We start from the raw sequence: 20,649 nt of genomic DNA on the forward strand, positions 1-20,649 counted from the left end.
TTCTCGTATACGCTGGCGCGTTAACGGAACTTGCGTAGTCTCTGTATGAGAGACGATGTGTCCCAGCGCCGCCCGCCCATGGATTGCACGTCTGCGTAGAACTGGTCTACCAGTGCGGTAACCGGCAGCGACGCATTCACTTTTCTTGCCTCCTCCAGGCAGATCCCCAGATCCTTCCGCATCCAATCAACCGCAAACCCGTGATCGAACTCACCGTCAATCATGGTTCCTGAACGGTTTTCCATCTGCCAGGACTGCGCCGCGCCTTTGGAAATGACATCCACCACTTTGCGTACATCCAGCTCTGCCTGTTCGGCAAAGTGCAGCGCCTCTGAAAGCCCCTGAACCAACCCGGCAATGGCAATCTGGTTCACCATCTTGGTTTTCTGCCCGCTGCCCGCCGGGCCCATCAGGTTGAGCGCACGAGCGTAGTGCGCCATGACCGGCCTGGCTTTTTCGAACGCCTGCTCGGCGCCGCCACACATGATGGTGAGTGCGCCATTCTGGGCGCCTTGCTGACCACCCGAAACCGGCGCATCGATAAAAGCCTGTTTGCGGGCGCCAGCGGACTCGGCCAGGCGTTCGGCAATCCCCGCAGATGCCGTCGTGTGGTCAATCAGGATGGCGCCCTCTGGAGCGTTTGCGATGATTCCCTCGTCGCCTTCAAATACTTCGATCAGATCTTTGTCAGCGCCAACACAGGTTATGACAAAATCTGCGTCTCTGACGGCGAGCGCGATCGAATCACAGGCGGCGCCTGAATGTTCTGACGCCCATTGTGTTGCCTTCTCGCCAGACCGGTTCCAGACACGGACAGAAAGTCCTGCGTTTGCCAAATGCCCCGCCATGGGATAACCCATTACGCCCAGGCCAATAAACGCTACCGTAGTTGTCATTGATTTACTCCAGTCGGTGAGTGTCAGTGTGCTTTGATTATGAAATCGAGCCGAAAGGATTGAAACCCTTTTCGACCGTTCGCGGGGTATCCATTGGTCTGGGCTCACAGAATGCTCAATGCAGGCATGACGCCAATCACAGACCGGTAAACTATCTGCCTATTTCAGGCGCATACGATAGCAGGCGCTTCCAGGCCTTCTTATACTTAGCAGGCTAGCCGCATGGATGCTTACAGGCCGTGAGAAACCAGTTTTTGGGTCTCCCGGTGCTTCTTATCCTTGTTGTTCAGCGAATGGGGGAGGCAGTGATGCCGCCTGTAGTTTATTCGTGAGGGAAGTAAATGAATCTGGTATACAAACATGAAAAACCGTTGCTGCTGGTGACGGCGGTGCTTGCTGTGGCCATCTGGCTGGCTCTGATACTGGGCACGCTCGGTATTGTATTGCTGTATCTGTTGGTGGGGTACGTGTTCTTTCTCTTTGCCCATTCGGCTTTCATCTCACACCTGAAGGGGTCTGGGGTGCGAATCAGTCGCGAGCAATATCCGGATCTCTATGACCGGCTTATTCGTTGTTGCGAAAAGGTTGGGGTAAAGGAGGTGCCGGAAGCCTACCTCCTGCGGACGGACTTTTTCAATGCACTTGCGACCAAGTTTCTTGGACGGCATTTTGTTGTGCTGTTCACTGATGTTGTTGATGCGTTGGAAGAGCGCCCGGACGCTATTGATTTCTACATCGGTCATGAGTTGGGTCATATCCACCGGCGCCATCTTTCCTGGGGGCCGGTGCTGGCACCCGCTGCCTGGCTGCCTGTCATCGGGCCGGCGTTGCGGCGTGCCGAAGAATACACGTGTGATCGCTACGGTGTAGCCTGCTGTCAGTCACCGGAGGACATCAAGGCAGCGCTGGCAGCAATCGCTGCTGGCGATACCCGCTGGCAAACCATCAACGTGGACGCATTTGTAGGGCAAGTGGCTGTGACCAACGGCTTCTGGATGTCCTTCAACGAAATAACGGGAGACTACCCCTGGCTCACCAAGCGAATGGCAGCGGCCATTGCCCTGTCGGAAGGGCGTGAAGTATCTCACCCGGGGCGGAGCAAGTTAGCCTGGTTTTTCGCTCTGTTCGTCCCGAGGCTCGGGGTTGGGGGAGGGGCTGCGTCCTTGCTCGTGATGGTGGCCATTGTCGGCATACTGGCCGCTGTTGCGATTCCTCAGTATCAGGAATACGTAGAGAGAAGTCGTTATCAGGATGCTTACCTGGAAGGCTTGGGGGTTACGGATTCTGTCGATGCCTATGTCAGTGAACACCAGGCCTGGCCCGGTTCGATGGCGGAGCTTGGTTATGGCGGTACCTTCGGGGGCTCTGGTGAAGACTATACTATCGATGTCTATGACGGTGGTGTGATCGGCATTGAGATGGGGGTTGATGAAACCGGAGAGTCGGAATACATCGTTCTGGAACCGGAGGTCACCGATAACGGGTTATTCTGGAGTTGCTATGGTCAGAACGCTGTTGAAAAACTACTGCCGGCGGACTGTCGTTAGCATGGTGAAAGACTGACCGGGAAATGAAAAAAAGCCGCTGAAGTCAGCGGCTTTTTTCTGGTTGAAGGCAAGTGGTGTGCTTACTTCTTCGGGTAGTCCCGCTTCGGCGAGCCGGTGTACAGCTGGCGCGGGCGGCCGATACGGTTGGCACCGCTGACCATTTCGTTCCAGTGGGAGAACCAGCCGATGGTACGGGACATGGCGAAGATAACGGTAAACATGGAGGTCGGAATACCGATGGCCTTCAGGATGATGCCGGAGTAGAAGTCGACGTTCGGATACAGCTGGCGCTGAACGAAGTACTCGTCTTCCAGGGCGATCTTTTCCAGGCGCTGGGCAATTTTCAGCAGCGGATCGTTTTCCAGGCCGAGTTCGCTCAATACTTCGTGGGCAGTCTGGGCCATGACCTTGGCGCGTGGATCGAAGTTCTTGTAAACCCGGTGGCCGAAGCCCATCAGGCGGAACGGATCGTCCTTGTCTTTTGCCTTGGCAATGAACTTCTCGATGTTGGACTCGTCGCCGATCTCGGCCAGCATGTCCAGTACCGCTTCGTTCGCGCCGCCGTGAGCCGGGCCCCAGAGTGCGGCAATGCCGGACGCAATACAGGCGTATGGGTTGGCGCCGGTAGAGCCTGCAAGGCGAACGGTGGAGGTGGACGCGTTCTGTTCGTGGTCAGCGTGCAGAATGAAGATCTTGTCCATGGCGTTGGCCAGAACAGGATTTGGCTTGTACTCTTCGCACGGAGTGCCAAACATCATGTGCAGGAAGTTCTCTGCGTAGGACAGGTCGTTCCGTGGATACATGAAAGGCTGTCCCATGGAATACTTGTAGCACCATGCCGCAATGGTCGGCATTTTCGCGATCAGGCGATGGCCGGTGATTTCACGTTGCTTGGGATCGGAAACGTCCATCTGGTCGTGATAGAACGCAGACAGCGCGCCCACAACGCCACACATGATGGCCATTGGATGCGCGTCACGGCGGAAGCCGTTGAAGAAGTTGCGCATTTGGTCGTGCAGCATGGTGTGGTTTTTGATGGTGTCGTGGAACCGCTTGTTTTCTTCTTCGCTGGGCAGTTCGCCGTTCAACAGCAGGTAGCAGACTTCCAGGAAGTCGGAGTGCTCGGCCAGCTGGTCAATGGGGTAGCCGCGGTGCAGCAACACACCGTTGGCGCCATCGATGTATGTGATGGCCGATTCGCAGGCTGCGGTGGATACAAATCCGGGGTCGTAAGTGAAAACGCCTTCCTGTACCAGGCCGCGTACGTCAATAACGTCAGGGCCGACGGTGCCGGAATAAACCGGTAGCTCAATGGACTTATCTCCCACCGAGAGCGTGGCTTTCCTGTCGGTCATGGTGCTCTCCTGTCTGATTAGCTATAACAGCTTTTCTGCATGTGTAGATGCGCCAGAAAGCGCGTATTATCGCAAAACTGGCGGCAAAATATAGGGCGTCAGCTTTTTTTGTCAATGCACTGGCGGAGAAAACGGCAAATTTCTTCCCGTTTGTAAATGAGGGATATCCGGAATATCGGGCCCCTGGGGCGGAAATTGGTTTTGTCAATAAGCCTTATAGATGGGTGGAGGCTGCAAGCTGCAAGGCCTGGAGGGCGATTGCAAGTTTGTAATTACCGGGGTGTCTCCTTATAATCCGTAGCCCGGAATCGGGGATGCACCGGCTTATGGGCTTGAGTATAGCAAGCTACCGGGTAGTCATCCGCCCTCCTGAACCAATCGGTTATCGGTATCGTACCGATTCTCCGGTCCCAACATACCAACCATCCGCCACCGTTTTGCGGTCCCGCGGAACCAAGAGAGAGTGTGAGAGCGCTGTGAATAGCAAACGACCAGTAAATCTCGATCTCGGCAAGTTTCATTTCCCGCTGCCAGCCATTACTTCGATCCTGCATCGCATCAGCGGCATCATCATCTTCGTAGGTGTTGCCTTCCTGATGTACGGCTTGGATCTCTCCCTTTCCGGAGAAGATGGCTTTAACCGGGTGAATGAGCTGCTGGACAGCTTCCTGGCGAAGCTGATCATCTGGGGCATCCTGTCTGCTCTGCTGTACCACCTGGTTGCAGGTATCAAACACCTGTTGATGGACGCTGGTATTGGCGAAGAGCTTGAAAGCGGGCGCCTCGCCGCGAAAGCCACGATTGCGGTTTCCGTTGTTCTCATCGTTCTGGCAGGAGTCTGGGTATGGGCATGAACAGTGTAACGAATATTGGTCGTAACGGTATTCAGGACTGGATCATCCAGCGCGTAACAGCCTACGTATTAGCTCTGTACACGCTGTTCCTGCTTGGCTTCTTTGTGACCACCGATGTTGACTACCAGGCGTGGTCTGCATTGTTTGCTCAGGGATGGTTCAAGATCTTCAGTCTGCTTGCGCTGCTGTCCATTGCCGGGCACGCGTGGGTTGGCTTGTGGACAGTTTCTACCGACTACATCAAATCCGCGATGCCGCGTTTTCTGCTTCAGGCAGCCTGTGTGCTCGTAATGTTTGTATATGTCGTGTGGGGCATTCAGATTCTTTGGGGGCTTTAATCGATGGCTAACATCAAGACCATGTCGTTCGACGCGATTGTTATCGGTGGTGGCGGTGCCGGTATGCGAGCCGCCCTCCAGCTGACCGAATCCGGTCTCGATACCGCGTGTATCACGAAAGTATTTCCGACCCGTTCGCACACGGTATCCGCCCAGGGCGGTATTACCTGTGCGATCGCAAGCGCTGATCCCAACGACGATTGGCGCTGGCACATGTACGACACTGTGAAAGGTTCTGACTACATCGGTGACCAGGACGCGATTGAGTATATGTGCTCCGTCGGTCCGCAGGCAGTGTTCGAACTCGAGCACATGGGCCTCCCGTTCTCCCGTACCGAGCAGGGTCGTATCTATCAGCGTCCGTTCGGTGGTCAGTCCAAGGACTACGGTAAGGGCGGTCAGGCTGCCCGTACCTGTGCCGCAGCCGACCGTACCGGTCATGCTCTGCTGCACACGCTATACCAGGCTAACCTCAAAGGCGGCACTTCGTTCCTGAACGAGTGGTACGCCGTGGACCTGGTCAAGAACAGTAAAGACGAAGTGGTCGGTGTTGTCGGTATCGAAATTGAGACCGGTGAAGTCTGCTACATCAAGGCCAAGGCGACCGTTCTGGCAACCGGTGGCGCCGGTCGTATCTATGCGTCAACCACCAATGCCCTGATCAACACCGGTGACGGTATCGGTATGGCCCTGCGTGCCGGCTTCCCGGTTCAGGACATGGAAATGTGGCAGTTCCACCCGACCGGTATCCACGGTGCCGGTGTGCTGGTAACTGAGGGTTGCCGGGGTGAGGGTGGTTACCTGATCAACTCCGAAGGTGAGCGTTTCATGGAGCGTTATGCTCCGAACGCCAAAGATCTCGCTGGTCGTGACGTTGTTGCCCGCTCCATGGTTCTGGAAATTCTGGAAGGCCGCGGCTGTGGTCCCGACAAGGATCACGTACTGCTGAAGCTGGATCACCTGGGCGAAGAAACCCTGAACCTGCGTCTGCCGGGTATCTGTGAGCTGTCCCGTACCTTTGCTCACGTTGATCCGGTCAAAGAGCCCGTGCCTGTGGTTCCGACCTGTCACTACATGATGGGCGGCATTCCGACCAACGTTGGTGGTCAGGCGTTGACTCAGGATGAAAACGGCAATGACAAGCCGATTCCGGGCCTGTTTGCCTGCGGTGAAGCCGCTTGTGTGTCTGTACACGGTGCCAACCGTCTGGGTGGCAACTCTCTGCTGGATCTGGTGGTCTTTGGTCGTGCGGCTGGTCTGCACATTGAGGAGCAGCTGCGTGGTGGTTTCGAGGTCGACGGCGCAAGCGACGAAGACATCAAGCGTGCCATGGCTCGTCTGGAGCGTCTGGACAGTGCAAGTGAGGGTGAGGATGTGGCTCAGGTTCGTAAAGACCTGCAGAACTGCATGCAGCTCTACTTCGGCGTGTTCCGTGACGGCGAAAGCATGGAGAAGGGGCTGAAGCTGCTGGAAGAAATCGGTGAGCGGGTTCGCAAGACCAAGCTGACTGATACCAGCAAGGCATTCAACACCGCCCGTATCGAAGCGCTGGAACTGGACAACCTGTACGAAGTTGCCTATGCGACCGCCAAGTCTGCGATTGAGCGTAAAGAAAGTCGCGGTGCCCATGCCCGTAACGATTTCACCGAGCGTGACGACGAGAACTGGCTGAAGCACTCCATGTACTTCCCGCTGGACAAGCGCGTTGGCAAGCGTGACGTGAACTTTGCACCGAAAACGGTTCCGACCTTCGAGCCGAAGATCCGGACCTACTAAGGGGGTATCCTGAAAATGTTGGTAAGTCTGTACCGTTATAACCCGGAAACTGACAACGCCCCTTACATGCAGGACGTTGAGATTGAGTTGCCGGAAGGCAAAGATCTGATGGTTCTGGATGTTTTGGCGCTGGCCAAGGAAAAGGACCCGACTGTCGCATTTCGCCGTTCCTGTCGTGAGGGCGTTTGCGGCTCAGATGGTATGAACATGAATGGCAAGAACGGCCTGGCTTGCATCACACCGGTTTCCGATGTGGTCAAGAACAACAAGCTGGTTTTGCGCCCGCTGCCTGGTCTTCCGGTCATTCGTGATCTGGTGGTTGATATGGGTCTGTTCTACAAGCAGTACGAAAAAGTGATGCCGTACCTTGTGAATGACAACCCTGCGCCAGCCATCGAGCGTCTGCAGTCTCCGGAAGATCGTGAGAAGCTGGACGGCCTGTACGAGTGTATTCTCTGTGCCTGCTGCTCTACCGCTTGCCCGTCTTTCTGGTGGAATCCGGACAAGTTCATCGGTCCGTCTGGTCTGTTGCAAGCTTATCGCTTCCTGGCCGACAGCCGTGATACCGCCCAGGCAGAGCGTTTGGCGAACCTGGACGATCCGTTCAGCGTGTTCCGCTGCCGTGGCATCATGAACTGTGTCAGTGTGTGTCCGAAGGGCCTGAACCCCACAAAGGCAATTGGCCATATCCGGAACCTGTTGCTGCAAAGAGCCACCTGACCGGCAAAATTCGTAGCACCAGCTATACTGGTGTTCTGACACCAGTTAGTACCCCTGAAGGCCTCGCTATATGCGGGGCCTTCAACCAAAGGCTTATAGTCAAAAGTCTTACCGGGGTGCAAACTTATGCACGCTGTTTCGGTGCGCTTATCCAGTCACCGGACAGTATTGCTGAGTATAAAAATCACTGGGGACGGAAAACATCCTTGCCGGGTGTGGTGGCCAAAGTCATGCCGTAATAACCCGTATTGACTGAGAATTACCCCTGGCCGACCATACTGGCTCCCCCGCACCAGCCCAAGGTGAGCTATTCAAAATGCACGAAAGCATCATGGAGCAGTTATGGCAGACTTCCCACCTGCAGGGTGGCAATCTTGCCTATGTTGAACAGCTTTTTGAAACCTACCTGACAGACCCCAACGCAGTTCCAGAAGAGTGGCGGAGTTACTTCGACAAACTCCCGAGCGTCGATGGCTATCAGGGCCGCGACATCGTTCACTCCACCATCCGCGAGCAGTTTGAGCACATCTCCCGCAATCAGCGTTTTCTGGCGACCAATGGCGTGCCTGCCAGTGCTACGTCCGACGCTGATAAAAAGCAGATCCGTGTTCTGCAGCTGATCAACGCTTTTCGTTTCCGCGGTCACCAGGAAGCAAAGCTTGATCCTCTGGGTGTCTGGCAACGTCCTCAGGTAGAAGATCTGGACCCGCGATTCCACGAATTGGGCGAATCCGATCTTGATCTGGAGTTCCAGACCGGCTCTCTGAACTTTGGTTCCGAGAGCATGAAACTCGGCGATATTGTTCAGGGCCTGCGCCAGACTTACTGCGAGAGCATCGGCGCTGAATACATGCATGTGGTAGACACGCGCATCAAGCGTTGGTTCCAGCAACGTATGGAGCCTGTTCGTTCCCGTCCGGAATACGAGACCGAAACCCGCAAGCATATCCTTGAGCGCCTGACGGCTGCTGAAGGGCTGGAAAAATACCTGGGTTCCCGTTATCCGGGCGTCAAGCGTTTTGGTCTCGAGGGCGGTGAAAGTCTGATCCCCTGCCTGGACGAGCTGATTCAGCGTGCGGGCTCCTATGGTGCCAAAGAGATCGTGCTGGGCATGGCCCACCGTGGTCGACTGAACGTGCTGGTCAACACCCTGGGCAAAAATCCGAAAGAACTGTTTGATGAATTCGAGGGCAAGAAGCTCGCGGATTCCGGCTCCGGCGACGTGAAATACCACCAGGGCTTCTCCTCAAACGTGATGACGCCAGGTGGCGAGGTTCACCTGGCCATGGCCTTCAACCCGTCTCACCTGGAAATCGTATCCCCGGTAGTGGAAGGCTCGGTACGCGCCCGTCAGGACCGTCGTGGCGATACCGATGGCAGTACCGTGGTACCCATTGTGATGCACGGCGACGCTGCGTTTGCCGGGCAGGGCGTAGTGATGGAAACCTTCCAGATGTCCCAGACCCGGGGCTTTGGTGTTGGCGGTACCATCCACATCGTGATCAACAACCAGGTTGGCTTCACCACCAGCAAACAGGAAGATGCTCGTTCCACCGAGTATTGCACCGACGTTGCCAAGATGGTTCAGGCGCCGATTCTGCATGTGAACGCCGACGATCCTGAAGCGGTGATGTTCGCCACCCAGATGGCGATGGACTACCGCAACGAATTCAAGCGCGATGTAGTGATTGATCTGGTTTGCTACCGTCGTCGTGGCCACAACGAGGCGGATGAGCCGGCAGCGACCCAGCCGCTGATGTACGACAAGATCCGCAAGCTGAAGACCACTCGTGCGATCTACGCGGATCAGCTGGTTGAAGCCGGTGTGATCACCGAAGATGAAGCCAAGCAGATGGAGACTGATTACCGGGACGCCCTGGACAAGGGTGATCACGTAGTCAAGTCCCTGGTTAAAGAGCCTAACAAAGAGCTTTACGTGGACTGGGCTCCGTATCTGGGCCATGAGTGGACAGCGAAGTGCAAGACCAGCGTTGCGCTGAAAACCGTCCAGAAACTGGGCAAGAAGCTGACTGAAGTGCCGGAAGGGTTCAGCATCCAGCGCCAGGTTTCCAAGATTGTTAATGATCGCGAGAAGATGACGGCCGGCGCGCTGTCCCTGAACTGGGGCTACGGCGAAATGATGGCCTACGCCACTTTGCTGAACGAAGGCCACCCGATCCGCCTGACTGGTCAGGACGTGGGCCGGGGCACCTTCTCGCACCGTCATGCTGTTCTGCATAACCAGAAAGATGGGTCTACTCATATTTCCCTGCAGAATCTGAAAGACGATCAGCCGAAGTTCGACATCTATGACTCACTGCTGTCTGAAGAAGCGGTGATGGCGTTCGAATACGGTTATTCCACCACAACGCCGAACGCGCTGATTGTCTGGGAAGCCCAGTTTGGTGACTTCGCCAACGGTGCACAGGTGGTGATTGATCAGTTCCTGACCAGTGGTGAGCATAAGTGGGGTCGACTGTGTGGCCTGACACTGCTGCTGCCGCACGGTTATGAAGGGCAGGGGCCGGAGCACAGTTCCGCCCGTCTGGAGCGTTTCCTGCAGCTGTGTGCAGAACACAATATTCAGGTCTGTGTGCCGACTACACCGTCTCAGGTATTCCACATGTTGCGTCGGCAGGTGAAGCGTCCGTTGCGCAAGCCGTTGGTTGCCATTACGCCCAAGAGCCTGCTGCGCCATAAGGAAGCCATTTCGGGTCTGGACGACCTGACATCCGGCACATTCCAGACAATTCTGCCGGAGAAAGAGCCGTCCGATCCGAAAAAAGTGACTCGCCTGATCCTCTGCAGTGGCAAGGTCTACTATGATCTTCTGGAGAAGAAGAAGGCGGATGAGCGGGACGATGTCGCGATTGTTCGTATCGAACAATTGTACCCGTTCCCGAGCGATGACCTGGACGAACTGCTGAGCCAGTACAGCAAGCTCAAGCATGTGGTCTGGTGTCAGGAAGAGCCGATGAACCAGGGAGCCTGGTATTGCAGTCAGCATCACATGCGGAACGCACTGCAGCGCCTGAATCCCAAGCTATATCTCCAGTATGCCGGTCGTGAGGCTTCTGCTGCTCCTGCCTGTGGACACATGTCTGTTCACATTGAAGAGCAGAAGAAACTGGTTAACGACGCGTTTGAAATCTGACGAGCTACCGAACTAAGGATCCGTAATGTCAACAGAGATTAAAGCCCCCGTTTTCCCTGAGTCGGTTGCCGAAGGCACCGTCGCGACCTGGCACAAGCAGCCGGGTGAGGCCTGTTCCCGTGACGAGCTGATTGTCGATATCGAAACCGACAAGGTTGTGCTCGAAGTGGTTGCGCCGGCGGATGGTGTGATCGAAGAAGTTCTCAAGAACGAAGGCGACACCGTGGAAAGCGGTGAGGTCATCGGCAAGTTCAAGGAAGGCGCAGCAGGTGAATCCAAGCCGGCCGAGAGCAAGTCTGAAGCGAAAGCCGAAGCACCGAAAGCCGAGGAGAAATCCGAAGCTGCTTCCGGCGACGCCATTCTGAGCCCGGCTGCCCGCAAGCTGGCCGAAGAAAACAACGTTGACCCGAGCGCGGTAAAGGGCACCGGTAAAGATGGCCGTGTTACCAAGGAAGACGTTCAGAACTACGTGGACAGCAACAAATCTTCCGGTGGAGCGGCTGCCGCCAAGCCGGCAGCGATGCCTGAGGTGAATGTTGGCCAGGGCGAGCGCGCCGAGAAGCGGGTTCCGATGACCCGCCTGCGTGCCAGCATCGCCAAGCGTCTGGTTGATGCCCAGCAGACAGCAGCCATGCTGACCACCTTTAACGAGGTGAACATGGCGCCGATCATGGAACTGCGCAAGCAGTACCAGGACAGCTTCGTGAAGCGCCACGGCATCAAGCTGGGCTTCATGTCGTTTTTCACCAAAGCGGCTACCGAAGCTTTGAAGCGCTTCCCGGCAGTAAACGCCTCCATTGATGGCAACGACATGGTGTACCACGGTTACCAGGACGTAGGTGTGGCGGTATCCACCGACCGTGGCCTGGTGGTACCGGTTCTGCGTGACACCGACGCTATGGGTCTGGCCGACATCGAGAAGAAGATCGTCGAGTACGGTACCAAGGCGAAGGAAGGCAAACTGGCCATTGAAGATATGACCGGTGGCACCTTCACCATCACCAACGGTGGTATTTTCGGGTCTCTGATTTCCACGCCGATCCTGAATCCGCCCCAGACTGCCATTCTGGGTATGCACAAGATCCAGGAGCGCCCGATGGCGGTAAATGGCAAGGTTGAGATTCTGCCGATGATGTACCTGGCGCTGTCATACGATCACCGTATGATCGATGGCAAGGAAGCGGTGCAGTTCCTGGTGGCCATCAAGGAAATGCTGGAAGACCCGGCACGTATCCTGCTGGATGTGTAATCTGACACTCAACGAATTCGATAACAGGAAAGATTATGTCCGATAAGTTCGACGTTATTGTCATTGGTGCAGGCCCCGGTGGTTACGTTGCTGCCATTAAAGCCGCTCAGCTGGGTCTCAAGACCGCCTGTGTAGAGTCCTGGACTGGTAAAGACGGCAAGAGCCAGGTGCTCGGTGGCACCTGTCTGAACGTAGGCTGTATCCCGTCCAAGGCCCTGCTGGAAGTGACTCACAAGTTTGAGGAAGCCAGCCACGATTACGATTCCATGGGCATCCTGGCCAAGGACGTGAAAATCGACGTTGCCAAGATGATGGAGCGCAAGGCTGGTATCGTTAAGCAGCTGACCGGTGGCATTGCTGGCCTGTTCAAGGCCAATGGCGTCACCTCGATCCACGGCCACGGCAAGCTGTTGGCCGGTCGTAAGGTGGAAGTCACCGACAAGGATGGCAAAACCAAGACCTATGAAGCCGACAACGTGATCATCGCCACCGGTTCCCGGCCGATCGAGATTCCGCCGGCGCCGTTCGACGGTGAGTACATCGTCGATTCCGAGGGTGCGCTGGAGTTTACCGAAGTTCCCAAGCGTCTTGGTGTGATCGGTGCCGGTGTTATTGGTCTGGAGCTGGGTAGCGTCTGGGCCCGCCTGGGTTCAGAAGTAACCGTGATCGAAGCGCAGGACAGTTTCCTGCCGGCGGTTGACCAGCAGTGTGCCAAGGATGCGTTGAAGCAGTTCCAGAAGCAGGGCCTGAACATCGTGATGGGCGCCCGCATGACTGGCGCGGAAGTCAAGCGCAAGCTGGTTAACGTCAGCTACGAAGACTCCAAGGGTAAGCAAGACGCCAAGTTTGACAAGCTGATCGTGGCTGTTGGCCGTCGTCCGTACACCGATGGTGCACTGGCTGAAGACTCCGGCGTGACCATGGATGAGCGGGGCTTTATTTTCGTAGACGACAACTGCAAGACCGAAGCACCGGGTGTCTGGGCCATCGGTGATGTGGTTCGTGGTCCAATGCTGGCCCACAAAGCGTCTGAAGAGGGCGTGATGGTTGCTGAGCGTATTGCCGGGCATAAGCCTCAGGTCAATTACGACTGCATCCCGAATGTCATCTACACCTTCCCTGAGGTTGCCTGGGTCGGCAAGACCGAAGAGCAGCTGAAAGCTGAAGGCGAAGAATACAACGTCGGAACCTTCCCGTTTGCGGCGAATGGTCGTGCCATGGCAGCCAATGCGGCTTCCGGTATGGTCAAGATCATCGCAGATGCGAAGACCGACCGTATTCTTGGCTTCCACGTAGTGGGTCCGCAGGCGTCTGAAATCGTTGCCCAGGGCGTGATCGCCATGGAATTCGGTTCCAGTGCAGAAGATCTGGCTCTGACCTGTTTCGCGCACCCGACTCTGTCCGAGTCTGTGCACGAAGCGGCCCTGGCCGTTGCTGGCGGTGCGATTCACGTCGCCAACCGTCGCAAGAAGAAGTAACGCATTGTCGGAATACGGGGCGCCAACTGGGGCGCCCCGCTGCCATCATAACGGCGGCTTTTCGCATGCGTGACCGGCAGGCCGAGGCGATCCCTGGCCTGCCAGAACGAATTCGTTCCAGCTGCACCAATGGCGGTGCACTGACGGGTTCATTTCCGTACGTGGTTATCCTCCATCAATAGACGGGACATTAACTATGAATTTGCACGAATATCAGGGCAAGCAGCTGTTCGCTGAGTACGGCCTGCCCGTATCCAAAGGCATTGCCTGCGATACTCCCAAGGAAGCCGTAGCAGCGGCAGACGAAATCGGCGGTGACGGCTGGGTAGTGAAAGCCCAGGTTCACGCCGGTGGTCGCGGCAAGGCCGGCGGTGTAAAGCTGGTCAAGAGCAAAGAAGAGATCCGTGAATTCGCCGAAAAGTGGCTGGGTAAGAACCTGGTTACCTACCAGACCGACGAAAACGGCCAGCCAGTCAGCAAGATTCTGGTTGAATCCCTCACCGACATCGATCAGGAACTTTACCTGGGCGCTGTGGTAGACCGTGGTTCCCGTCGTATCGTTTTCATGGCCTCCACTGAAGGTGGCGTGGAAATCGAGAAGGTTGCCGAAGAAACTCCGGAAAAGATCCTGAAAGCCGAAATTGATCCGCTGGTCGGCGCGCAGCCGTACCAAGGTCGTGAACTGGCATTCAAGCTTGGCCTGGAAGGCAAGCAGATCGGTCAGTTCACCAAGATTTTCCTGGGCCTGGCCAAACTGTTTGAAGAGTGCGACCTGGCTCTGGTTGAGATCAACCCGCTGGTGATCACCCCGGCTGGTGACCTGCACTGCCTCGACGCCAAAGTAGGTGTAGACGGCAACGCACTGTACCGTCAGAAGAAAATCCACGAGATGCACGATCCCTCCCAGGAAGACTCCCGGGAAGCGGAAGCGGCCAAGTGGGAGCTCAACTATGTTGCGCTGGAAGGCAACATCGGCTGCATGGTTAACGGTGCTGGCCTGGCCATGGGCACCATGGACATCATCAAGCTGTCCGGTGGCCAGCCTGCCAACTTCCTGGACGTAGGCGGCGGCGCAACCAAAGAGCGCGTATCCGAAGCGTTCAAGATCATCCTGTCTGACGACGCGGTACAGGCCGTTCTGGTTAACATCTTCGGTGGTATTGTTCGCTGCGACATGATCGCAGAGGGCATCATCGGTGCGGTTAAAGAAGTCGGCGTTAAAGTGCCTGTTGTGGTTCGTCTGGAAGGCAACAACGCGGAGCTGGGTACCAAGGTACTCGCCGAAAGTGGCCTGAACATCATCGCCGCCACCAGCCTGGCGGACGCCGCAGAGCAAGTCGTTAAAGCCGCAGGGGGTAAATAATGAGCATCCTGATCAACAAAGACACCAAGGTTATCTGCCAGGGCTTTACCGGCGCACAGGGTACCTTCCACTCTGAGCAGGCCATTGCCTATGGCACCAAGATGGTAGGTGGTGTCAGCCCCGGTAAGGGCGGCACTGAGCATCTGGGTCTGCCGGTGTTCAACACCGTACGTGAAGCGGTAGAAAAGACCGGCGCTGAAGCGACCGTCATCTACGTTCCGGCTCCGTTCTGTAAAGACGCCATCATCGAAGCGGCCGACGCCGGTATTCAGCTGATCGTTTGTATCACTGAAGGTATTCCGACCATCGACATGCTGTACGCCAAAGAATACGTTGATCGTAAAGGCGTACGCATGATCGGCCCGAACTGCCCGGGCGTGATCACTCCGGACGAGTGCAAGATCGGCATCATGCCTGGCCATATCCACAAGAAGGGTAAGGTTGGTATCGTGTCCCGTTCCGGCACCCTGACCTATGAAGCGGTCAAGCAGACCACGGACTTCGGCTACGGTCAGTCCACCTGTATCGGTATCGGTGGCGACCCGATTCCTGGCTCCAACTTCATCGACATTCTGAAGCTGCTGCAGGAAGATCCGGAAACCGAAGCCATCGTCATGATTGGTGAGATCGGTGGTACCGCTGAGGAAGAAGCGGCTGCGTTCATCAAAGAGAACGTCACCAAGCCGGTGGTTTCCTACATTGCCGGTGTCACTGCACCTCCGGGCAAGCGTATGGGCCATGCTGGCGCCATCATCTCTGGTGGTAAGGGTACGGCGGACGAGAAGTTTGCCGCCCTGGAAGACGCCGGTGTTAAAACCGTGCGCAGCCTGGCCGAAATCGGCAAGGCCCTGAAGGAAGTGACTGGCTGGTAAAGCAGCCCTGAGCTTCACCAAAACCCCCGGATTCGCGAGAATTCCGGGGGTTTTGCGTTATAGAGCTCCGGTTTTGTGCCGCATTGCTTAACGCCGGCGAGTGTAAAGACTATAATGCCCGGTCAGCCTGATTTCAGCGGCCGGTTTAGGCGCTGATCTCCGGCGCTCTATAAACAGAAAGAAGGAGTTCGTGCTTTGAGTTCTGTCGATTCCCAGCAAAGAGTGTTGTCCGGCATGCGTCCGACCGGCAAGCTGCACCTCGGCCACTACCATGGTGTGCTGAAAAACTGGGTCAAGCTCCAGCACGAGTATGAGTGCTTCTTCTTTGTGGCGGACTGGCACGCCCTGACCACGCAATACGATGATCCCTCCGGCATTGAGCAAAGCGTATGGGATATGGTCATCGACTGGCTGGCGGCCGGAGTTAATCCGGGCTCGTCCACCATGTTTATCCAGTCCCAGGTTCCGGAACACGCCGAGCTGCACCTGTTGTTGTCTATGATCACGCCCCTGGGCTGGCTGGAACGCATTCCCACCTACAAGGATCAGCAGGAAAAGCTGCGGGAAAAGGATCTGGCCACCTACGGCTTCCTCGGTTACCCGTTGCTCCAGACTGCGGATATCCTGATGTATCGTGCCGGCAAGGTGCCGGTTGGTGCTGATCAGGTATCCCACGTTGAGATTACCCGTGAAATCGCCCGCCGGTTTAACCACATCTATGGTCGCGAGCCCGGTTTTGAAGAGCAGGCCGAGGCCGCTATCGTCAAGATGGGCAAAAAGAACGCGAAACTCTATCGCAACCTGAAAAAACGGTATCAGGAAGAAGGCGATTTTGAGGCGCTTGAGACCGCACGGGCCCTGCTGAAAGAACAGCAGAACATTTCGCTGGGTGACCGCGAGCGGTTATACGGTTTCATTGAAGGCGGAGGCAAGGTGATACTGCCGGAGCCGCAGCCGTTGCTGACGCCGGAATCCAAGATGCCGGGGCTGGACGGACAGAAGATGTCCAAGTCCTACAACAATTACATTGGCTTGCGTGAAGATCCGGACAGTGTTGCGCAAAAGATCCGGACCATGCAAACCGACCCGCAGCGGGTGCGACGGACAGACCCGGGCGAGCCGGAGAAGTGCCCGGTCTGGGGTATGCACAAAGTCTACTCGGACGAGCAGACCTGCCAGTGGGTACAGGAAGGCTGCCGCAGCGCCGGTATTGGCTGCCTGGACTGCAAAAAGCCGCTGATCGATGCCATCATCGAGGAACAGAAGCCGTTGCATGAGCGTGCCCGGGAATACGAGAGCAATCCGGATCTGGTGCATTCCATTCTGCAGGAAGGGCGAGAGCATGCGCGCGATGCCGCACGTGATACCCTGGAAGAAGTCCGTGCAGCGATGGGGCTCAGCTACCGCTGATTCCTGACCGCCAATAACGTCAAAGGCTGGCAAAGGCATGACCGAAGACACCAGGGAGCCGGAAGAAGCGCAGGCAACGACACCGGAACAGGTGCCGCTGGCGCTCGTATCCGGCAAACCCCTGGTGGATATCCCCAAGGATCTTTATATCCCGCCGGATGCCCTCGCGGTTTTTCTGGAGGCCTTTGAGGGGCCGCTGGATTTGCTGCTCTACCTTATTCGCCGCCAGAACATGAATATCCTCGATATTGATGTCAGTGAAATCACACGCCAGTACATGGATTACATTGGTGCGGTGGAAGCGATGCGGTTTGAGCTGGCAGCTGAATATCTGGTGATGGCTGCGACCCTGGCGGAGATTAAATCCCGTATGTTGCTACCCCGCCAGGAGAGTGACAATGAAGACGATATTGACCCCCGGGCAGAGCTGATTCGCCGGCTGCAGCAGTACGAACGCTTCAAGAAGGCTGCGGAGGATATCGATGAAATCCCGCGCATGGAACGGGATACCTATCCGGCTTCCGCTGCTTTACCCAAGCTTCCGTCATCGCAACCCCATCCGGACGTTGATATGAAGGAGCTGTTACTGGCGTTGCAGGGTGTTTTGCAGAGGGCGGATCTGTTTACCAGCCACCATGTCGAGAAAGAGCGGTTATCGACAAGGGAGCGGATGTCCCACATTCTCTCTGTGCTGCAGGGCGACCGGTTCGTAACATTCGAGAGCCTGTTTACCCTTGAAGAGGGCCGGCTTGGCGTGGTGGTGACCTTTCTTGCCACACTGGAACTGGTGAAAGAACAGCTGATTGAAATCGTTCAGGCGGAAGTGCTCGGCCCCATTCATGTCAGGGCGCGGGCGGCAAGCTGAAGGATCGAGTGACACTATGAACGAAGAACATCTGGCCCGTATTCAGGCTATTGCTGAGGCGGCACTGTTGGCGGCCGGCAAGCCGTTGTCTATGGAGCAGCTGCGCGAGCTGTTTGGCGAAGATGAGCGCCCGGCCAGGCAGGTGATGGAGCATGCGCTGATGATGCTGGAGCAATCCTGCGAAGGCCGCGGCTTTGAGCTTCGCAAGGTTGCCAGCGGGTACCGATTGCAGGTCAGGGAAGAGTTTGCGCCATGGGTTGGTCGACTGTATGAGGAAAAGCCCCAGCGTTATTCCCGGGCGCTTCTGGAAACTCTGGCCCTGATTGCCTATCGTCAACCCATCACCCGTGGCGAGATCGAGGATATTCGTGGGGTTACGGTAAGCAGCAATATCATTCGAACACTGCTTGAGCGAGAGTGGGTGCGCGTGGTCGGTCATCGGGATGTCCCTGGGCGGCCTGCCATGTATGCCACCACACGCCAGTTCCTCGATTATTTCAACCTGACCGGGCTGGATGAACTGCCTCCGCTTTCTGAGGTACGTGACCTTGAGGAGATCGGTCGGGAAATAGAGCAGAACATGCAGGGAGAGATCAAATTCGACTCTCCTGATGGTTCCGGTGCCAGTCCGGACTCCGACGCGGAGTCCCAGGCGCCTGAACCGGATCAGACACTTCACTGAAACCCAGGTTTCAGCCCCGTATATCAAGGATATTTACCCTTATGGCGGCAAAAGGCCCCGAAAACAAAACAGCCCGTAGCGATCAGTCTCTAAGTGCAGGTCCGGAGCGGGTGCAGAAGCTGCTTGCTCGCGCCGGCGTTGGCTCCCGGCGGGAAGTGGAAGGCTGGATAGAGGCCGGTCGACTGCTGGTCAATGGTGTTCCGGTTCAGCCTGGCCAGAAGGCTTCCACTTCTGATCGTTTTGAGCTTGATGGCAAGCTGCTGGACGTGAGTTCAGCTGCCGAAGTTGTGCGTCGGGTGCTGATTTACAACAAGCCAGAGGGCGAAGTAACCAGCCGGAAAGACCCGGAAGGGCGGCCCACGGTGTTTGACCGCCTGCCGCGGCTCAAGGACCAGCGCTGGATCTCCATTGGGCGTCTGGATATCAACACTACCGGTCTGGTGTTGTTTACCACCGACGGTGAGTTGGCGAATCGCTTGATGCATCCCTCCAGTCAGATTGACCGGGAATACGCGGTTCGGGTATTCGGTGAAGTGGATGACGCCATGATTGAGCGCCTGAAGGAAGGTGTGCTGCTTGAAGACGGCATGGCCAAGTTTACCGATATCAGCCCGGCGGGTGGCAAAGGTATGAACCAGTGGTTCCACGTAACCTTGCTGGAAGGTCGCAACCGGGAGGTGCGTCGCCTTTGGGAATCTCAGGGCGTTCGGGTGAGCCGTCTCAAGCGGGTACGGTATGGACCGATCTTGCTGCCCAGCCGGTTGACCATGGGCCGTTGGGAAGAGCTGGATCAGAAGGGTGTTGATGCGCTGAGCCGTGCCGTGGGGCTCGGCAGCGTTGCTGTACCCCAGAAAACTCCGGGAGAGCAGGCTGCCCATGATCGCAAGCGCCGCAAGAGTCCTGCTAAATCACTGCAACGGACGCGTAAAGGTGGAAGCTGGCAAGTCGCCGATGGTGCGCCGCCAAAAAAACGGTCTGATTCCCGCGGGAAGCCGTCTGCAGGCAAGGGCAGAAAGCCCGCTCGCTGAGGCTTCTCTTCAGGAAATACTTGCGAATACACGTGTGCAGTTTCTGCCGGCCGCCTTGGCCCGGTAGAGTGCTTCGTCGGCCCGGGCAAGCCATTGCTCGGGCTGTTCATCCGTCAGGTGCATCGCCACACCGCAACTGGCGGTAACCGTCAGAGGTGTTTCACCGCCGTCCACTCGAATGCTTTCAATGGCAGCCCGAATTCGATCTGCTACGTCACGGGCTTCCTGCTCGTTGGTATGAGGCAGGAGAATGGCAAACTCCTCGCCACCAAAGCGATAGACCGTGTCGGAATTACGCAGGGCCTGCTCAAGCTTTTCTGCGGTGCGAGCGAGAATGTGGTCGCCAACCACGTGGCCGTGGTTGTCGTTAATCAGTTTGAAGTGATCCAGATCGCACAGGATCAGGCTCCAGGGGGCGCCGTGTCTGTCCGCCATGGCGCTGGCGCGCTGGAGCGCCTCATCCAGTGCCCGTTTGTTGCCAATGCCTGTCAGGGAATCCGTCAGTGCGGTCTGTTCGATGGCAATGAACTGGCAGGCATTGCGAATATGGCAGATCGCACCGGAGAGCATCATCTCGATACCCGTCAGTTCCTCTTCGCTGAATCGCTGGCGACGGTGTAACGTCAGAGTGCCATACTGGTGACCTTCCAGAGAGAGACGGTACTCGCAGCGATGGGGGCCACCCATGCCAGTGGAAAAAACGAAGTCCTGACGGGCGATGCGGTGCCTGTAATTGAGTGAGTCGAAAGGCACCATGTCTGTCATCTCCTCCGCCAGAATCGACAGTTGCGCCTCGAGGGAGAGAGTGGTGCTCAGGCGTCTGGCCAGCCGGGCCATGACATCGGAGGTGTTGTTCCAGTCCTGGAACGACTGCTTCAAAGCGGCAAGCCGCGCGGGGCGGGAAGTGTTTGGCCGGATCGATGTCAGGTTTTTCACAGTAGGACGCTCTGCTGGTGACAAAGTGATTTGCTGTACCAACAAGCAGAAAAAATGCCATAAGATAAAAACCCAATAAAAACAATAGAAAAGTGCCTCCTGTTAAAGTCGATTCCATAAACTGGC

The 20,649-nt window shown here is 56.5% G+C and carries 18 protein-coding genes; 15 read left to right on the forward strand and 3 right to left on the reverse strand.

Annotated features, from left to right (window positions below):
- Positions 1–20: 20 nt before the first annotated feature.
- Entirely contained in the window at positions 21–896 is an 876-nt protein-coding gene (locus ACAM27_RS10560) for an NAD(P)-dependent oxidoreductase (RefSeq protein ID WP_011784656.1), read from the reverse strand.
- Positions 897–1,237: 341 nt separating this feature from the next.
- On the opposite strand from ACAM27_RS10560, the gene ACAM27_RS10565 reads away from it, so the two are divergent.
- Complete coding sequence (locus ACAM27_RS10565; RefSeq protein WP_141067678.1) at positions 1,238–2,443, forward strand: M48 family metalloprotease; 1,206 nt, start codon at positions 1,238–1,240, stop codon at positions 2,441–2,443.
- Between the two features lie 80 nt (positions 2,444–2,523).
- On the opposite strand, the gene gltA is transcribed toward ACAM27_RS10565, so the two are convergent.
- Positions 2,524–3,798, reverse strand: a complete 1,275-nt coding sequence (gene gltA, locus ACAM27_RS10570) for a citrate synthase (protein ID WP_011784657.1) — start codon at positions 3,796–3,798, stop codon at positions 2,524–2,526.
- Positions 3,799–3,845: 47 nt separating this feature from the next.
- Here gltA and ACAM27_RS10575 point away from each other — a divergent pair, with 47 nt between their 5' ends.
- The 14 genes from ACAM27_RS10575 to rluB all read left to right on the forward strand — a co-directional run bounded on the left by ACAM27_RS10575 (position 3,846) and on the right by rluB (position 19,587).
- Positions 3,846–4,070, forward strand: a complete 225-nt coding sequence (locus ACAM27_RS10575; RefSeq protein WP_014421719.1) for a hypothetical protein — start codon at positions 3,846–3,848, stop codon at positions 4,068–4,070.
- A 204-nt stretch (positions 4,071–4,274) separates the two neighbouring features.
- Entirely contained in the window at positions 4,275–4,652 is a 378-nt protein-coding gene (gene sdhC / locus ACAM27_RS10580; RefSeq protein WP_011784658.1) for a succinate dehydrogenase, cytochrome b556 subunit, read from the forward strand.
- Positions 4,649–4,990 carry a succinate dehydrogenase, hydrophobic membrane anchor protein gene (gene sdhD, locus ACAM27_RS10585; protein ID WP_011784659.1) on the forward strand — a complete coding sequence of 114 codons (342 nt, stop codon included), beginning with the start codon at positions 4,649–4,651 and terminating at the stop codon, positions 4,988–4,990. The genes sdhC and sdhD overlap by 4 nt, the downstream gene beginning before the upstream one ends.
- A 3-nt stretch (positions 4,991–4,993) precedes the next feature.
- Positions 4,994–6,766, forward strand: coding sequence for a succinate dehydrogenase flavoprotein subunit (gene sdhA, locus ACAM27_RS10590; RefSeq protein ID WP_011784660.1), 1,773 nt, complete (start codon positions 4,994–4,996; stop codon positions 6,764–6,766).
- Positions 6,767–6,781: 15 nt separating this feature from the next.
- Positions 6,782–7,486, forward strand: a complete 705-nt coding sequence (locus ACAM27_RS10595) for a succinate dehydrogenase iron-sulfur subunit (RefSeq protein WP_011784661.1) — start codon at positions 6,782–6,784, stop codon at positions 7,484–7,486.
- Between the two features lie 316 nt (positions 7,487–7,802).
- The gene (locus ACAM27_RS10600; RefSeq protein WP_011784662.1) at positions 7,803–10,640 is read left to right on the forward strand and encodes a 2-oxoglutarate dehydrogenase E1 component; all 2,838 of its coding nucleotides are present in this window, start codon (positions 7,803–7,805) and stop codon (positions 10,638–10,640) included.
- Between the two features lie 25 nt (positions 10,641–10,665).
- Positions 10,666–11,889, forward strand: a complete 1,224-nt coding sequence (gene odhB, locus ACAM27_RS10605; RefSeq protein ID WP_011784663.1) for a 2-oxoglutarate dehydrogenase complex dihydrolipoyllysine-residue succinyltransferase — start codon at positions 10,666–10,668, stop codon at positions 11,887–11,889.
- A 35-nt stretch (positions 11,890–11,924) separates the two neighbouring features.
- The gene (gene lpdA, locus ACAM27_RS10610) at positions 11,925–13,367 is read left to right on the forward strand and encodes a dihydrolipoyl dehydrogenase (protein WP_011784664.1); all 1,443 of its coding nucleotides are present in this window, start codon (positions 11,925–11,927) and stop codon (positions 13,365–13,367) included.
- Between the two features lie 196 nt (positions 13,368–13,563).
- A complete protein-coding gene (gene sucC, locus ACAM27_RS10615) occupies positions 13,564–14,730 on the forward strand; it encodes an ADP-forming succinate--CoA ligase subunit beta (protein ID WP_011784665.1) in 1,167 nt (388 codons plus the stop codon).
- Positions 14,730–15,602, forward strand: a complete 873-nt coding sequence (gene sucD, locus ACAM27_RS10620) for a succinate--CoA ligase subunit alpha (RefSeq protein WP_011784666.1) — start codon at positions 14,730–14,732, stop codon at positions 15,600–15,602. Before sucC ends, sucD begins: the two co-directional genes overlap by 1 nt.
- Positions 15,603–15,797: 195 nt before the next feature.
- Complete coding sequence (locus ACAM27_RS10625) at positions 15,798–17,012, forward strand: tryptophan--tRNA ligase (protein ID WP_011784667.1); 1,215 nt, start codon at positions 15,798–15,800, stop codon at positions 17,010–17,012.
- Between the two features lie 37 nt (positions 17,013–17,049).
- Complete coding sequence (locus ACAM27_RS10630; RefSeq protein ID WP_222197829.1) at positions 17,050–17,877, forward strand: ScpA family protein; 828 nt, start codon at positions 17,050–17,052, stop codon at positions 17,875–17,877.
- A gap of 16 nt (positions 17,878–17,893) precedes the next feature.
- The gene (gene scpB / locus ACAM27_RS10635) at positions 17,894–18,559 is read left to right on the forward strand and encodes an SMC-Scp complex subunit ScpB (RefSeq protein ID WP_199453150.1); all 666 of its coding nucleotides are present in this window, start codon (positions 17,894–17,896) and stop codon (positions 18,557–18,559) included.
- A gap of 41 nt (positions 18,560–18,600) precedes the next feature.
- Positions 18,601–19,587 (forward strand): 23S rRNA pseudouridine(2605) synthase RluB, encoded by a 987-nt coding sequence (gene rluB / locus ACAM27_RS10640; protein WP_222197828.1) that lies wholly within the window; start codon positions 18,601–18,603, stop codon positions 19,585–19,587.
- A 9-nt stretch (positions 19,588–19,596) separates the two neighbouring features.
- Here rluB and ACAM27_RS10645 read toward each other — a convergent pair whose 3' ends face one another.
- The gene (locus tag ACAM27_RS10645) at positions 19,597–20,523 is read right to left on the reverse strand and encodes a GGDEF domain-containing protein (RefSeq protein ID WP_022992465.1); all 927 of its coding nucleotides are present in this window, start codon (positions 20,521–20,523) and stop codon (positions 19,597–19,599) included.
- Positions 20,524–20,649 lie beyond the last annotated feature (126 nt).

The sequence above is a fragment of the Marinobacter sp. RI1 genome (assembly GCF_041155085.1).
In the GTDB taxonomy this organism is placed as follows: domain Bacteria; phylum Pseudomonadota; class Gammaproteobacteria; order Pseudomonadales; family Oleiphilaceae; genus Marinobacter; species Marinobacter nauticus.